15 protein-coding genes are annotated in these 15,885 nt (G+C 39.9%); 12 read left to right on the top strand and 3 right to left on the bottom strand.

Annotation, left to right across the window (positions count from 1 at the left end):
• Positions 1–73 precede the first annotated feature (73 nt).
• From Q8M41_RS03640 to Q8M41_RS03620, 5 genes are read left to right on the top strand one after another with little or no spacing between them, the layout of a single operon-like run.
• Complete coding sequence (locus Q8M41_RS03640; protein WP_305363885.1) at positions 74–1,198, top strand: nitrous oxide reductase family maturation protein NosD; 1,125 nt, start codon at positions 74–76, stop codon at positions 1,196–1,198.
• 50 nt (positions 1,199–1,248) lie between these two features.
• Complete coding sequence (locus tag Q8M41_RS03635) at positions 1,249–1,959, top strand: ABC transporter ATP-binding protein (protein WP_305363884.1); 711 nt, start codon at positions 1,249–1,251, stop codon at positions 1,957–1,959.
• Positions 1,952–2,719: an ABC transporter permease gene (locus Q8M41_RS03630; protein ID WP_305363883.1), complete on the top strand. Its 768-nt coding sequence runs from the start codon at positions 1,952–1,954 to the stop codon at positions 2,717–2,719. Before Q8M41_RS03635 ends, Q8M41_RS03630 begins: the two co-directional genes overlap by 8 nt.
• Before the next feature lies 1 nt (position 2,720).
• On the top strand, positions 2,721–3,161 hold the full coding sequence (locus tag Q8M41_RS03625; RefSeq protein WP_305363882.1) for a hemerythrin domain-containing protein: 441 nt from the start codon (positions 2,721–2,723) through the stop codon (positions 3,159–3,161).
• A 1-nt stretch (position 3,162) separates the two neighbouring features.
• Positions 3,163–3,579 carry a group III truncated hemoglobin gene (locus tag Q8M41_RS03620; RefSeq protein ID WP_305363881.1) on the top strand — a complete coding sequence of 139 codons (417 nt, stop codon included), beginning with the start codon at positions 3,163–3,165 and terminating at the stop codon, positions 3,577–3,579.
• 95 nt (positions 3,580–3,674) lie between these two features.
• On the opposite strand, the gene Q8M41_RS03615 is transcribed toward Q8M41_RS03620, so the two are convergent.
• The 3 genes from Q8M41_RS03615 to Q8M41_RS03605 form a co-directional block, all read right to left on the bottom strand.
• Positions 3,675–4,235, bottom strand: a complete 561-nt coding sequence (locus Q8M41_RS03615) for a fasciclin domain-containing protein (RefSeq protein ID WP_305363880.1) — start codon at positions 4,233–4,235, stop codon at positions 3,675–3,677.
• A gap of 268 nt (positions 4,236–4,503) precedes the next feature.
• Positions 4,504–6,291 carry a hypothetical protein gene (locus tag Q8M41_RS03610; protein ID WP_305363879.1) on the bottom strand — a complete coding sequence of 596 codons (1,788 nt, stop codon included), beginning with the start codon at positions 6,289–6,291 and terminating at the stop codon, positions 4,504–4,506.
• Between the two features lie 154 nt (positions 6,292–6,445).
• Positions 6,446–7,705 carry a prephenate dehydrogenase gene (locus tag Q8M41_RS03605; RefSeq protein WP_305363878.1) on the bottom strand — a complete coding sequence of 420 codons (1,260 nt, stop codon included), beginning with the start codon at positions 7,703–7,705 and terminating at the stop codon, positions 6,446–6,448.
• 193 nt (positions 7,706–7,898) lie between these two features.
• Here Q8M41_RS03605 and glpK point away from each other — a divergent pair, with 193 nt between their 5' ends.
• The 7 genes from glpK (at position 7,899) to Q8M41_RS03570 (ending at position 15,568) form a co-directional block, all read left to right on the top strand.
• A complete protein-coding gene (gene glpK / locus Q8M41_RS03600; protein WP_305363877.1) occupies positions 7,899–9,386 on the top strand; it encodes a glycerol kinase GlpK in 1,488 nt (495 codons plus the stop codon).
• Positions 9,387–9,402: 16 nt separating this feature from the next.
• Positions 9,403–10,131, top strand: a complete 729-nt coding sequence (locus tag Q8M41_RS03595) for an MIP/aquaporin family protein (RefSeq protein WP_305363876.1) — start codon at positions 9,403–9,405, stop codon at positions 10,129–10,131.
• A 117-nt stretch (positions 10,132–10,248) separates the two neighbouring features.
• Positions 10,249–11,436: a PAS domain-containing sensor histidine kinase gene (locus Q8M41_RS03590; RefSeq protein WP_305363875.1), complete on the top strand. Its 1,188-nt coding sequence runs from the start codon at positions 10,249–10,251 to the stop codon at positions 11,434–11,436.
• Between the two features lie 6 nt (positions 11,437–11,442).
• On the top strand, positions 11,443–12,513 hold the full coding sequence (locus tag Q8M41_RS03585) for a response regulator (protein ID WP_305363874.1): 1,071 nt from the start codon (positions 11,443–11,445) through the stop codon (positions 12,511–12,513).
• A gap of 78 nt (positions 12,514–12,591) precedes the next feature.
• Positions 12,592–13,596, top strand: a complete 1,005-nt coding sequence (locus tag Q8M41_RS03580; protein ID WP_305363873.1) for a 2-hydroxyacid dehydrogenase — start codon at positions 12,592–12,594, stop codon at positions 13,594–13,596.
• Between the two features lie 24 nt (positions 13,597–13,620).
• Positions 13,621–14,985, top strand: coding sequence for an oxygen-independent coproporphyrinogen III oxidase (gene hemN, locus Q8M41_RS03575; protein ID WP_305363872.1), 1,365 nt, complete (start codon positions 13,621–13,623; stop codon positions 14,983–14,985).
• Between the two features lie 301 nt (positions 14,986–15,286).
• Positions 15,287–15,568: a GIY-YIG nuclease family protein gene (locus tag Q8M41_RS03570; protein WP_305363871.1), complete on the top strand. Its 282-nt coding sequence runs from the start codon at positions 15,287–15,289 to the stop codon at positions 15,566–15,568.
• Positions 15,569–15,885: the final 317 nt, after the last annotated feature.

Raw genomic sequence — 15,885 nt, 5'->3', positions numbered from 1 at the left:
TTTATATTGCAGTGCCTCAGCAGCTAATATTTATGTTGGAGCAAAGCGTAGTCACAAGACAATCATTTCTGCGATGGATGCAGCTCTGCCAGGAGATACCATTTTCGTTGATGCCGGGCATTACAGAGAAAAGAATCTGATTATAGATAAAAGTATTGTCCTGAAAGGTATTGGTTCTCCTGTATTGGATGGTGAAAAAAAATACGAGATTATCTCCATAACAGCAGATGGAGCTGTTGTCGACGGATTCAAATTAATACATAGTGGTATATCGAGTCTTGAAGACCTAAGTGGAATTAAAGTATATGACAGCAGGAATGTTGTTATCAGGAATAATATTCTGGAAGATACTTTTTTCGGAATATATATCCAGAACGGTGTAAACTGCAGTATAGAAAACAATCAGCTCATTGCAATAGGTTTGGAAGAGCAGCAGAGTGGGAATGGAATTCATTGCTGGAAAGGGGATAGCCTGAGAGTAATCGGGAATCAAATATCCGGCCACCGTGATGGAATATACTTTGAGTTTGTTAAGAATTCTGTGATCTGGAGAAATGTGTCAAAGAATAATCTCCGCTATGGATTACATTTTATGTTCTCAAATGATGATATGTATGTGAACAATGTTTTCAGAAATAATGGCTCGGGAGTATCTGTTATGTACTCTAACCGAATCAAAATGTTCAGCAATTATTTTGAAGAGAACTGGGGAGATGCTGCTCATGGAATTTTGCTCAAAGAAATTTCAGATGGTTTTATGGAGGGTAATTATTTCAAAAGGAATACCAGTGGAATTTATATGGAAGGAGCCAACAGGATCTATATGAAACGCAACGTTTTTGAGAACAATGGATGGGCTTTAAAAATTCAGGCGAGTTGTATGGATGTAGTGCTTGAGCTAAATAATTTCATAGGAAATACATTTGATGTGGGTACCAATGGCTCATTGGTTCTTAATCGGTTTAATAATAATTATTGGGATAAATATGATGGATATGATCTTGATAAGGATAAGATAGGAGATATACCTTACCGTCCGGTAAGCATGTATTCAATGATCGTTGAAAAATATCCTCCGGCAATGATCCTTTTTAGAAGTTTTATAACTAGTCTGCTCGATAAAACAGAAAAACTAATACCGAGCCTCACTCCTGAAAACCTGAAAGATCCTGCTCCAATGATGAAAAGAGCCTTTTAATGGGCTTATTGCCCAATAAATATTTTGGGCAGAGATGAAATAGAAGAAATATGATTCAATTAAAAAATATCAGCAAGCACTTTGGCAAACTGAAAGCTCTGGACGGTGTAACAACAATCTGTGAGAAATCAGAATGTATTGCTCTGATCGGGCCAAACGGTTGCGGTAAGACTACTCTGATCAAAACAATTCTGGGAATGGTAGTTCCGGATAGTGGTTCAATTACATTTAAAGGTAATAATATTCTAAACCATTGGCAGTACCGGGATCAGATTGGTTATATGCCCCAAATGGGTCGTTATCCTGATAATATGACCATCGGGCAGGTATTGGGGATGATGAAAGACATCCGTGGCAAATCTGAAGGTCTGGATGAGGATTTGATTAAGGCTTTTTCGGTTCAGAACCTATTGAACAAGCGTATGGGTACTTTGTCGGGTGGAACTATACAAAAAGTAAGTGCAGCGCTCGCCTTTTTGTTCAATCCCTCAGTACTAATTCTTGATGAACCAACTGCTGGTCTTGATCCGGTAGCATCAGAACTTTTTAAAGAAAAGATCCTGGCTGAAAGGGATAAAGGAAAACTTGTACTAATCACTTCTCATATCCTGAGTGATTTGGATGATTTGGTTACCCGGATCATATACATGCAGGAAGGGAAACTTATTTTCCATAAGAGCATCGAAGAATTAAGGCAGGATACCGGGGAAGAAAGATTGGTTAAATCAATTGCACAGGTAATGATCAGCAATTATGAATAAGATTATAAAATATGTAATTACAGATATCCTGCGCAATAAAATTGTGCTTATCTATACCGTTTTTTTACTTGCGGCATCATTCAGTGTGTTCAGTCTGGAAGATAACAGCAGTAAAGGTCTTTTAAGTTTATTGAATATAATTCTAATCGTTGTTCCTTTGGTTAGCATCATATTCTCAACCATTTATATGTACAATTCTGCAGAGTTCATAGAGCTTCTGGTGAGTCAGCCTTTGAAAAGAAATACGATCTGGCTCAGTTTGTTCACCGGCTTAGCCTCCTCACTTTCAATTGCATTTTTAATAGGTGCAGGTGTCCCGGTCTTGATCTATCAGGCCAATTTAGTTGGATTCACCATGATTTTAACCGGGGTGTTACTCAGTATTATTTTTGCAGCAATCGCATTTCTGGCTACCGTACAAACACGGGATAAGGCCAAAGGAATTGGGGCAGCTATCATGCTGTGGTTATACTTTTCGCTCTTGTTCGACGGATTGGTTCTATTTATCTTATTTCAATTTGCAGACTATCCGATGGAAAATGCAATGATAGGCTTAAGTGCATTAAACCCAATTGATCTGAGCCGTATTTTGATTCTGCTTCAACTGGATGTTTCGGCGATGATGGGTTATACAGGTGCAGTATTCAAAGACTTTTTCGGAGCAAGCAATGGCCTTATATTTTCATTTTTTGTGCTGCTATCCTGGATTGTAATACCAGTGTGGTATTCCACCTTGAAGTTTAACTCTAAAGATCTGTGATATGAAAAGACATGAAGCACTTATTCCATTATCAAGAGATCATCACGGGACATTGATACTGGCCAGGTTGTTACGATCAGATTCACCTCCTTTCAAGGGACTTCCGCTTGATGCAGAAGGGAAAGCAGAGTATGCAATGAAATATTATCGGGAAGAGCTGTTAGATCATTTTGAAAAGGAAGAGAAAATGATACCAATGATAAAGGGTATAAATGCTACTCTGGATAGTTTACTTACTTGTATGAAAGCCGAACATCAGGAATTACATTCCCTGTTTAATTCTATAAATATTGATCAGGATCTTCCTACTCAGCTTGATGTAATCGGACGGGCTCTCGAAAGCCATGTACGTAAGGAAGACCGTGTGATATTTCCACTGATTCAGGAATGTTGTCCTGATGAAGGTTTAAATAAACTTGCTGATATTTATACTGAAAAATAGCTTGAAAAAGGATATTGAAAATAGATCTGATATTGAACTTATGGTTGATGCTTTCTATAAAAAAGTATTAGCCGATAAACAACTTGGGTTTATTTTTCAGGATGTTGCTAAGGTTAACTGGTCAACACATATCCCACTCTTATATGATTTCTGGGAAAATGTAATCCTTTTTACAGGATCTTATGAAGGTAATCCGGTACATTTGCACAAGCATTTACACGCTATTGAACCGCTTAGTAAAACTCATTTTGATCGATGGAACAAGCTTTTCATTCTAACTGTGGATCAATTGTTTGAAGGTTCAAAGGCTGAACTTGCTAAGGAGAGGGCTATTAGTATCTCCGGAATTATAAGAGATAAGGTTTTTGAATATCAGAAAACAACCAAAGATATTAAAACCGGGGTGCACGGGAAATAGTAATAAAAAGAACCGGAATCGGTCACAGGCAAGCAAGGGGATTACTGAAAAGTAATCCCCTTGTCATTTGCAAAAACTCTTTCTTCGGTTTAAGTTTAATTAGCTGCAGGTGGTAATAATACTGCATCAATTACGTGAATGATACCATTTGATGCGGGTACTGAAGCAACAATGTTAGCTCCGTTGACCGTCACCTTTCCATCTTTTACACCAATGGTAACGTCATTTCCGTTTACCTGGCCTATTACTTGTCCATCGCTTAAGCTCTCTGTCTTAAATACCCCAACAGTAACATGGTACTGCAGGATGTTAGTCAGGTCATCAATGCTTTCGGGTTTTAAAAGACCATCAACAGTTCCTGCCGGCAATTTATCAAAAGCTGCATTCGTAGGAGCGAACACGGTAAAGGGCCCCGCATTACTTAATGCATCGACCAATTTTGCTGCTTGAACAGCAGTCACTAAGGTAGTGTGGTCTTTACTGCCCGCTGCAACCTGAACAACGTTCTTTTGCGACATGTCATCCTGAACGCCCGACTGTCCGACGGCCTGACTTTCCTCACTGGTTTGTGTACCGGCACTTTGTTCTGTTCCGCTATTGCAGCTCAGCAATACGCATACACCGATCATTGATGTAGCTAATAAGATCTTTCTCATAATTTTTAATTTAGTTTTCTTACATCCAATTTATTGAGAATTATCTCTTTATACTATGACTTTAGTCATATTTAAATGATTTTTTAGTCACTTTTTTATGAGATTAAGTATCTGTAATTCAGGAAGATGTATGTATTTTTATCTTATTGAACAAGTATGAATGAATGAAGTGTTATTAGAGCTTTGAAAACTTAAAACAAGAAGGATTTTTTGAGATTGCATAAAAAAACCGGCTCTTAATTTTAGAGCCGGCTGATTGTTTGGTCGCTTAGACCCTCTGCTCAACAACAGGATTTAAATGCTGTAATTTTTCTTCAATTTCAAGGAGTTCATTCAACATTTTCTTCCTGTAAACTTCAGTCTGGTCAGTAATTTTGGGAATCAGTTGTTTATAGTATTCGATTCCGTTTTCCAGCTGCTCTTTAAATTTTACAATGTATTTTGCTTTTTTGTCGTTCATTTCCTGAATCTGCTTGCTGATATCTTTTTTGAGGTATTCCACATAAAGACTGAGCTCATTGACAAAGAGGTTAGGACGATTAGGGTCATTCAATAAGTTGAGTTTACCATAAATATGGCTGACCATCTCATCCAGTGAAAACTTACCGCTGAAATAAGCAATATTAGGTCCCGGACAAATGACTGTAGCCTGACTCTCTTTGGGTTTAAGAATATTGTTTTTTAAGTATGCCGGTGCTGCAAGTCCTTCACAAAGACATAGTTTTTCGGTTATCTCCTCAAATTTTGTCTTAAATTCTTCCGCATGCAAGCCTTCTGCTTCCAGTTGCTTGATTTTAAGATTCTGATACTCTCTGGATGCGGTGCAGATTGGTTGTTCAGTAAATTCGGTATTGGATGACAAGAATTTTTTAACACATGGACTTCCGGGCCTGCCTTTAGCAATCCGCTCAAGACGCTGTTTCTCGGCAGTGCTTTTTCTGAAATTGTTGAAGGGTATCCCAAGTGGTGATGAACCACTGATATAAAAATCATCATGAGTAGCCGTAGAAAGTAGTTCAAGTGTTTCGGCATCCACATTTGTTGCTTCAGGTACCAGTAAAAAGGGGCTGCCCCATCCGGTGGCATCAAGCTGATAATGCTTCATCAGAAAATCGTTCTCATCTGAAGTTCCAATACCCCCCTGAACACTGATCTTTAATTTTGGAACGCTTGATAGCTGAATTCCTTTTTCTTCTATTGCCTTGCTGTAAATCTGATATAATTCATCGATCATTTCCTGCTTTTTGGTTTTAAATTCTTCCAAAATCGGACCCAGGAGGTATCCTTCGGTTGCGAACGCATGTCCACCGCAATTCAGACCTGATTCAACACGGAATTCTGAAACCCAAAGACCTTTTTTAGCAAGAAATTTTGCCTGTATTAATGCAGACCTGAAATCACTTACCTTCAGAATAACACTTTTTCTGAAATTGCTGAATTGACCGGGTAAGAATTCTTGAAAATTTTCAAGATAGCTGTACAGTCGGGGATTCATTCCGGCCGACAGGACTACAGGGGTATTTAATTCGCTCTCTGCAAATCCCTTCAAAGCAGATAATGCATCCGAAATTTGCTCACCGGTAGTATTTGGGTTCATACGGTCGACTTTAGCCATTATGTTGACCTGAATCTCGCCCTTTTCAATTTCATTGCGTAATTCATTTTGCAGGGCAATACGCTTTACCGCATCCCCTTCATTGAGCATTTGATGATATTTTATTTTTAGCGGAGAGCTTTCCGGCAGGAGATTAAAATACCTTGTGATGTCAGTACCCTCTGCAAATGCTTCATTGCGCAGTGTTTCGAACTGTTTGTCAACGATCTTCTTAACAAGATTAAGGTATGCCGTGATTCTTTTACTACGGAAATTAGCTTCCTTAGGATCGATAGGAACAAATTCCTCATTGATTTTTTCGGTATATAATTGACGCATTCGTTCAATTAAAATATCATCTACAATTGACACCACCGAACTGATACCATATCGGGCAACTTTTATTGGTGTGTCTACTGAATAGGCAAGGCCAAGTACAGGAATATGAAATGTATGACTCATGAAAAGAATTAAAAAGGGTTAATCCACGAGTACAAATAAGGGCATTAAAGAATTCTTAAAATATGATAGCGGTCACATATTAAAGAAATTACAATGGGATTTTAATATATAAATTAATGAAATATCCTGAATCAGAGTATTGAAAGCATTATTCCTATTCCATTTCAAGCTTTCTGATCAGTTCGGCACTCTGTGCCCTTCCCTGATCAAGTCTTCCGGCAAAGAATGTTTTCACCTGGTCAAAGTGCTGTTTATAACCCTCCATATCACCGTAAACAATGAGTGAGGTCCATTCCCTGACAGCTGAATGGAATTCCAGATCATCGCCGCGAATGGTCTTGTCAAATAATGCTGTATTGATCGACTCTTCAAGTAATTCTTCATTTTTGAAAAGGTATTCAGCGATGCCCAATCTCAATCTAAATGGGGGTGTCTGACAGATCAGATTATCATAAGGATTAATGCCAAGATGGTGCCATGCATCAACCATACTTAGCAGACTGAGGTGAGAATTTGGCTTCCGGCTTTCTGATCCTGCAGATAAGGAGAATTCCTGCATCACTTTTTCATCCAGCATGACCGGTTTATGATCCTTGCCGAAAATAAAGTCCCTTGCCTGGTATAGCCGCTTGCGGAAGGCTGCCTCCTCTTCCTTGATCATCAGCTTAAATAACTCAGATTCAGAAATAGCATATCGCTTGATCTGATGACGGGCATATGGATTCAAAATTGCGAGTCCGCCATAAATATGGGCCTTATAACTAAAGATTCTAAGTGTTATCAAGATCTTAACATTATCAATCCCTCCCAGATATGAAGCATTCTCCCATGGAAAGAAACCTGCTTCTTTCCATGCAGTTCCCATACTCTCGAAACCCATATGAGTCACCGCCTGTGTATCAGCAACAATTTTATCATGTTCATGAAAATCTGCTATTTCTACAAGCACCGAACCCAATGTAGATAGAAGATCTGTCATACGCTGATATGCTTCTTTGGTGGTTCTGTGCGGGATAACAATCATTTTTTGGCCCTTCGGATCAAATCCGGGACCATGCAGGGAATGGCAGGTTATGATATGGGCATCCTTCGGAAGGTATTTTTCAAAAGCTTCTATTTCAGGATGTTTAACAGAAGTTTGTCCGGCGACAATTGCTCCATACTTGGTGTATGCACCATATAAACTCAGAACTTCAGCAATTCGTTCAGCTTCAACAGAATAAATGATCACATCAGAAATTCGTGATATAGCTTTGCCATCATCCATTACTTCAATCCCGTAAGGGCTCAGCTCAGTTTCAAGTAATTCTCTACGATTAGGCAGGTCGCATCCGTAAACTCTGTATCCGGCTTTAGCAAAAGACTTAGCGTAGATACAGCCCATGTCACCGAGGCCTATGATTCCTATATTCATGTTTAAGAGCTGATGTATTTGTGGATAAATTTATCCGGTTTTAACTTTAATCAAAAACAATAAAATTCATGCTGCTGAAATATATTCGCAAGCCATGATACCTTTTAATAGGTAAATATTATCGTCAATATTACATATTTTTCTCATATTTAATTAGGCCATAAACAATCCGGCTGAATAAATTAATATCAATATGCCAGATTATATTTTATCACTCGATCAGGGTACGACAAGTTCCAGAGCCATTATATTTAACCGTAAGGGCAGTATCGTTGCAGTTTCGCAAAAGGAATTTGAGCAAATCTATCCCAAGCCAGGATGGGTGGAACATGATCCTGTAGAGATCTGGTCAACACAGGTTTCAGTAGCAACTGAGGCGATGGTTAAAGCGGGACTGAATCCCAGGGATATCCATGCCATTGGAATTACAAACCAAAGGGAAACGACCGTCGTTTGGGATAAAGAAACCGGGCTTCCTGTTTATAATGCAATTGTTTGGCAGGATCGGAGAACTTCCGATTATTGCGATTCAATCCGAAAAGAACATGGTGAAAAAATCCAGAGAAAGACCGGTCTGATCATTGATTCTTATTTTTCAGCAACTAAAGTGAGGTGGATTCTTGAAAATGTTAAAGGAGCAAGAGAAAGTGCGGAACAGGGAAAATTGCTTTTTGGAACGGTAGATAGCTGGTTGATCTGGAAATTGTCGGGAGGTAAATGTCATTTTACGGATGTAAGTAATGCATCCCGGACGATGCTTTTTGACATCAATACCCTTGAATGGGATAAGGAATTGCTCGGAATATTCGATATTCCTATGGCCATGTTGCCAGAGGTCAAATCATCAAGTGAAGTATTTTGCGAAACTGCAGGGGATATTCTTGCTGCTAAAATTCCTATTGCCGGAATTGCAGGTGATCAGCAGGCAGCACTTTTTGGTCAGATGTGCACAAAGGTCGGCATGGTAAAAAATACCTATGGTACCGGATGTTTCATGCTGATGAACATAGGCAAAAAGTCAAGAATATCTTCAAATAATCTACTTACTACAATCGCCTGGAAAATAGACGGAGAAGTCACTTATGCACTCGAAGGAGGAATTTTTATTGGTGGAGCCGTAGTTCAATGGCTGAGAGATGAGCTGGGTCTGATCAAAAACTCAGCTGAAGTGGAAGAACTGGCTGCAAAAGTAAAAGATACCGGTGGTGTTTATATGGTTCCGGCTTTTGCCGGATTGGGAGCACCACATTGGGACCAGCATGCAAGAGGAACAATTACAGGGATTACCAGGGGTACAAATTCAGGGCATTTTGCACGAGCGGCCCTTGAAAGTATTGCTTTTCAAACAATGGATGTATTGAAGGCAATGGAAGCGGATGCGGGTACTCCAATCAGTGAATTGCGTGTAGATGGAGGTGCCACAGCCAATAATTTATTAATGCAATTCCAGGCTGATATTATGAAATGCAGGGTTATCAGGCCAAAGGTTACCGAAGTAACTGCTCTTGGGGCAGCTTATCTTGCCGGGCTCGCAACCGGTTTTTGGGGGAGTATTGAAGAAATTGCAGAACAATGGCAGGTTGAAAGAAATTTCGAACCAGAGGATCTGGAAAATTATGATGATCTTGTTAATGGCTGGAACCGGGCTGTAAGAGCCGCAAAAGCTAATGTGAACCTTTAAAATAGAAATTTCAGATATGACACCTTTTACAGCTGAGTTTTTAGGAACAGCACTATTGATCTTACTGGGTAATGGAGTTGTTGCCAACGTTGTTTTAACCGGTACCAAAGGTAACGGCGGGGGATGGATAGTAATCACTACAGCCTGGGCACTGGCAGTTTTTGTTGGGGTAGTTGTTTCGGCTCCTTACAGCGGTGCACATCTTAATCCTGCAGTTACCTTCGCACTGGCAATAAGCGGTAAGTTTGACTGGGCACAGGTTCCTGCCTATATGCTAGCTCAGATGCTTGGAGCAATGCTTGGCTCTTCACTGGTTTGGCTGAAGTATAAAGATCATTTTACAGCTACTGAAGACAAAGGATTAAAGCTTGCGGCATTTTGCACCGGGCCTGCGATAAGAAATACCTTTTCAAATCTTACAAGTGAAATTATAGGATCCTTTGTGCTTCTGTTCGTGATATTCCATTTTACAAGTGCAGAAATAGCTGACACTAAAACACCTGTTGGTCTGGGCTCATTGGGCGCCATTCCTGTAATGTTTTTGGTTTGGGCCATAGGGCTTTCCCTTGGGGGCACAACCGGATATGCAATTAACCCGGTACGCGATCTCGGCCCAAGGATTATGCATGCAATACTTCCGGTAGCTGGTAAAGGAAACTGCGACTGGTCGTACTCATGGATACCGGTTCTGGGACCTATGATTGGAGCTGGTCTGGCCGCTCTACTCTATCTGGCTTTGAATTAATTTTTCAATAAATCCACAGTCTGAATTTTCAAAATCAGGAAAGAGAACTTCTGAATTTTAAACAGTACTTTCAGTGGCAAATCTTCATTTTTATATTCAAAAGACTATTTTTGTTAAATGACTGAAAAAGGCGCATTATTACATGCTATTATTGAAAATGCGATTGATGGAATCATTACAATTGATGAGCGTGGACTAATTGAGTCAATAAATCCTTCTGCTTGCGCCTTGTTTGGCTATACTATTGAGGAGGTTACCGGAAGGAATGTTTCCATGCTGATGCCTCAGCCTGATAAGAGTCAGCATGATGAATACATTGCACGTTATCAGCGGACGGGTACTCCCCATATCATTGGTATGGGGCGTGATGTCAAAGGCCTGAAGAAGGATGGTACTTTATTTCCTTTCCGTTTGGCAGTAAGTGAGGTAAAGTATTCAGGCAGAACAATTTATACCGGGTTTATTCATGACCTAACCAGGGAAAAAGAAGCAGAGGCCCAGATATTGCATTATGCTTCACAACTCGAAAAATTAGTTGAAGATCGTACAAATTCTCTTCAGAAGTCTGTAACAGAACTTGAGGTGGCTAAAGAAACGGTTAGTAAATCTCTCGAAAAGGAAAAGGAACTCAATCAATTGAAAAGCCGGTTTGTATCAATGGCTTCCCATGAATTTCGAACACCACTTAGCTCCATACAATTATCTGCATCATTGATTGAAAAGTATAAACTTCAGGATGATGGAGCCAATATTTCAAAGCATGTAAGTAAGATTAAAAATTCAGTCGGTAATTTAACGACCATTCTGGATGATTTTCTCTCTCTCGAACGTCTGGAGGCAGGTAAAATTGAAACAGCTTTTTCGAAATTTGATATTGTCAAACTCTCTGAAGAGATTACTGAGGAGATGCAAATGATGGCTAAGAAGGATCAGAATATCATTTATCAGCATACCGGGCTGTATAGTACGGTGTTACTGGATCAGAATTTGCTTAGGAACTGTATTATCAATTTAATTTCTAATGCCATCAAATATTCTGGCGAGAATACCTTCATTGAGTTTAATACTGAACTTTCGGATAAGGAATGTATTGTTACAGTCAGAGATAATGGAATTGGCATACCTGAAGCAGATCACAAGCATTTATTTGAACCGTTTTTCAGGGCCAACAATACCGGAAATATTCCGGGTACAGGTCTTGGGCTTAATATTATCATGCGTTATGTTAATTTGATGGGTGGAAAGGTTAATTTTACAAGTCTGCCTAAACAGAAAACAATTTTTACCCTAAATTTCCCACAGTAAAATTCTATGAAAAAGAAGAAAATTCTAATAATCGAAGATAACGAGGATATCAGGGATAGTTCTGTTGAAATTCTGCAACTTGCAGGATATGAAGTTTTGGAAGCAGATAATGGTAAAATAGGGGTGGAGCTGGCGCAGCAGCATATTCCTGATATGATACTTTGTGATATAATGATGCCTGAATTGGATGGTTATGGTGTTTTATATCTCTTGTCAAAAAATAGGGAAACCTCTAATATCCCCTTCATTTTTCTCACAGCAAAAGCTGAAAGGGCCGATATGAGAAAAGGTATGGACATGGGTGCCGATGATTATCTGACTAAGCCTTTTGATGATATGGAATTACTGAATACCATTGAGTCGCGCTTTCAGAAAAAGGAAAAAATAGAAGCTTTTTACAGTAAATCGTTTGAAAGTCTCCAGCTTCTGACTAACCAGAATCAGGGTCAGGGTCTTGATGAATTGAAGAAAATTATCGCCGATCGTAAGGTTAAACAGGTCAGAAAAAAGCAGATTATTTATTATGAGAGTGATGCAATAACTGGCATATATTTAATACTTAGTGGGAGGGTGAAGGCTGTTAAATTAAGTGAAGACGGCAGAGAATTGGTGACAGGAATGTATGGGCCGGATGAATATCTGGGAATTCAGGCCATGCTTTCCGGAGATCATTATAATGAAACTACTGAAGCTGTAGATGATACTACAATCTGCCTTCTTCCTAAGGATACCGTAAAGCAGCTTCTTGATACCTATACAGATATTGGTCAGAAATTTATAAAGGTGCTCTCCAGCAATCTGATTGAGAAGGAGGAACAATTACTTCAGCTCGCCTATCACTCAGTAAGGAAACGAATGGCCGAGATTCTGATTCGCCTGGCAAAGCAGCAAAATCCCACAGAAAATTCTGAAGCCCAGATCCGCATCTCAAGGGAGGACCTGGCATCAATGGCAGGCATGGCTACAGAAACAGTTAGCAGAACCCTGAGCGATTTTAAGGATGAAGGAATCATTGAAAAGAAAGGCAGCGTGATTGATATCATCGATTTTTCCAAGCTCCATAAAATGAAAAACTGATAAAGATCATTTTTCTTTATGACATCACTCATTACGAAACCTTATTCCTAAAAGTACTTTTGGAATAAATGTTTATTAATGAAAGTTGTTGCCTATAGTGTTAGAGAGTTTGAGAAAGAATTTGTAGCTCGTGCAAATCAAAAACAACACGATATTACACTGATTTCCAATTCCCTAAGCCTTGAAACTGCAGTTTATGCACAAGGCAAAGAGGCTGTTGTGGTATCAACCCAGGATGATCTTTCTGAAGAAGTGATCGAAAAACTGGCAGATCTTGGCATTAAATACATTACCACACGTTCGGTGTCGACCGATCATATTGACAGGGTAGCTGCTGGTAAGAGAAATATCAAACTGGCAAATGTGCCGTCTTATTCCCCCGCAGCTGTTTCAGAATACACCCTAATGCTTGCTCTTTCTTTAGGCCGAAGGATCATCTCCACAGTGAACAGTAGCCGTGAGTTTGATTTCAGAATAGATCAGCATATAGGTTTCAATTTTAAAGGAAAAACTGTGGGAATTGTTGGGCTTGGAGCGATTGGAAAAGCAACGGCCACAGTTTTCAGGAGCCTGGGCTGTAAAATCCTTGGCCATGATAGTAGTCCGGTTCCAAATCTGGATGGTATAGAGGAAGTTGGTTTTGAGCAGCTTTTGGAAGAGTCAGATATTATCTCCCTTCATATTCCTTTAAACCCAGAAACAAAGCATATCATTAATATGCAGAGTATTTCCAAAATGAAGAATGGTGTGATGCTGATTAATACCAGCAGAGGCGGATTAATCAAATCGGAAGATTTGATTAAGGCATTAAAGACCGCTAAGATCGGCTGGCTCGGCCTGGATGGATATGAGTTTGAGAAGGATATGTTCTATTCTGATCATCGTGCCGATCATGTCAAAGATCCGATCATGGAAGAATTACTTTCATTCCCGAATGTAATTATTTCACCTCATCAGGCATTTTTGACTAAAGAAGCGCTTCAGGAAATTGCAAATCTGATCATTAAGAACCTGGATAACTGGCAGGCCGGAAAATGCTCAGGTAAAGCCTGTGTATGTGCTGATGGATGCTCAAAACGTTGAAATATTAGACTCAAACGACTAATTATGAATACCCAGAATCTGATTAATAAATACCACGTGGCAGCTCCGCGATATACCAGTTATCCAACTGTTCCATATTGGAATACCGATGTTCCGGATATTAGTCAATGGAAAGAATCTGTTAAATTTTCTTTTGATCAAAGTAATTCCGGGAATGGAATCAGTTTGTACGTGCATTTACCTTTCTGCGAAAGTCTCTGTACTTATTGCGGCTGCAATACCCGGATTACCCGGAATCATCAGGTGGAAGATCCTTATATTCAGTCAGTTTTGAAAGAATGGGCATTGTACAAAGGGGTATTTGCAGATAAACCAAAAATCAGAGAAATTCATTTGGGTGGAGGTACACCAACTTTCTTTGCTGCTGAAAACCTAAAGCTTCTCATAAATGGTCTGACTGCGGGTGCCGATTTACATCCTGATGCAGAATTTAGTTTTGAAGCTCATCCCAACAATACCAGAGAAGACCATCTAAGAACTTTATATGATTTGGGCTTTCGCCGTCTGAGCCTTGGTATACAGGATTTTGATCCAAAGGTGCAGAAAATAATCAATCGCATGCAAAGCTTTGAACAGGTAAAAGCTGTAACAGAACTGGCAAGAAAGATTGGGTACTCTTCCATCAATTTTGATCTGATCTATGGCTTGCCGCTCCAAACTTATGAAGGGCTGGGAGATACGATCTTTCAGGTTGAGAAACTCATGCCCGACCGTATCGCATTTTATAGCTATGCCCATGTGCCATGGATTAAACCCGGACAAAGGAGTTTTACAGAAGCAGATCTTCCCTCAGTAGATGAGAAGCAACGTTTATATGAATTAGGCCGTCAGATGTTTACTTCAATGGGTTATGAAGAGATTGGCATGGATCATTTTGCACTCAGTACCGACAGCTTGTTCAAGGCTGAACATTCAGGAAAACTTCACCGGAATTTTATGGGTTATACCCACCAATACACACAATTGATGGTAGGCCTTGGGGTTTCATCAATCAGTGACAGTTGGTTTGCTTTTGCACAAAATGTTAAAAAGGTAGAAGATTATCTCGAAATGGTGAATAGTGGAAAGTTACCTGTTTTCAAAGGACATCATTTATCGGAGGAGGATCTGATTATCCGGAAGCATATCTTAAATCTGATGTGCAAAGGGAAAACAGATTGGAATATAAACGAGCCTTTGATTGATGCCATGGTATCAGGGCTGGAGCGCGCTAAAACACTTCAGGAAGATGGATTGCTGATTATCAGGGATCATAGTTTAGCTGTAACACCGCCTGGAAAACGATTCCTTAGAAATATCTGTATGGCCTTTGATGCTCATCTATGGGCCAGCCAACCGGAAACGCAGTTGTTTAGTATGGCGGGCTAGTTGCGGGTCAAGCCCGCAATGACAGGTCAGGCCCGGAATGACAGGTCAAGCCCGGAATGACAGGTCAAGCCCGGAATGACAGGTCAAGCCTGGAATGACAGAATCCTACTGTCATTGCGGACTAGAGGCTCGTTGTCATTGCTGGATTGATTCTACCATCTTGCGGACCTGATCCATTGTCATTGCGGGCTTGACCCGTTGTCATTGCGGGCTTGACCCGTTGTCATTGCGGGCTTGACCCGCAAAGCAACCGTTTACTCATTCTCCAAAATTCTAAAATTATGAATTCATAATTTTAGTTATGGCTCAATATTTCGTCTACATGTTAAGCAATTCATCAAATTCTGTAATATATATTGGTGTGACTAACAATCTGAGCAGGAGGATTAAAGAACATAAAGAAAAGCTAAATATTGGCTTTACCTCTAAGAATAATTGCAATAAACTGGTATGGTTTGAGGTATATTCTGATATCCGGGTAGCTATCCGGAGGGAAAAGCAATTAAAAAATTGGCAACGGAGCTGGAAAAATGACCTTATCGATAAATCCAATCCCGAATGGAAGGAATTATATCCAGATTAGAATGCTGCATTAAAATAGAAAATTATTTATTTCATAGTTCGACCTGTTGTCATTGCGGACCTGATCCGTTGTCATTGCGGACCTGATCCGTTGTCATTGCGGACCTGATCCGTTGTCATTGCGGACCTGATCCGTTGTCATTGCGGACCTGATCCGTTGTCATTGCGGACCTGATCCGTTGTCATTGCGGACCTGATCCGCAACGGAACAAACCTCAACTCCCGTATCCATTTTAGGCGGACTCAAATATGGAATATCCAGGTTAAACCCCCTCAGCACAAACCAAACACCCAATCCAAGCATTAGAAATGGGATGG

The sequence above is a fragment of the Daejeonella sp. genome (genome assembly GCF_030684675.1).
Lineage (GTDB): Bacteria > Bacteroidota > Bacteroidia > Sphingobacteriales > Sphingobacteriaceae > Daejeonella.
Note: the sequence above shows the minus strand (reverse complement) of the source record. Positions and strands in the feature narration are given on the sequence as shown.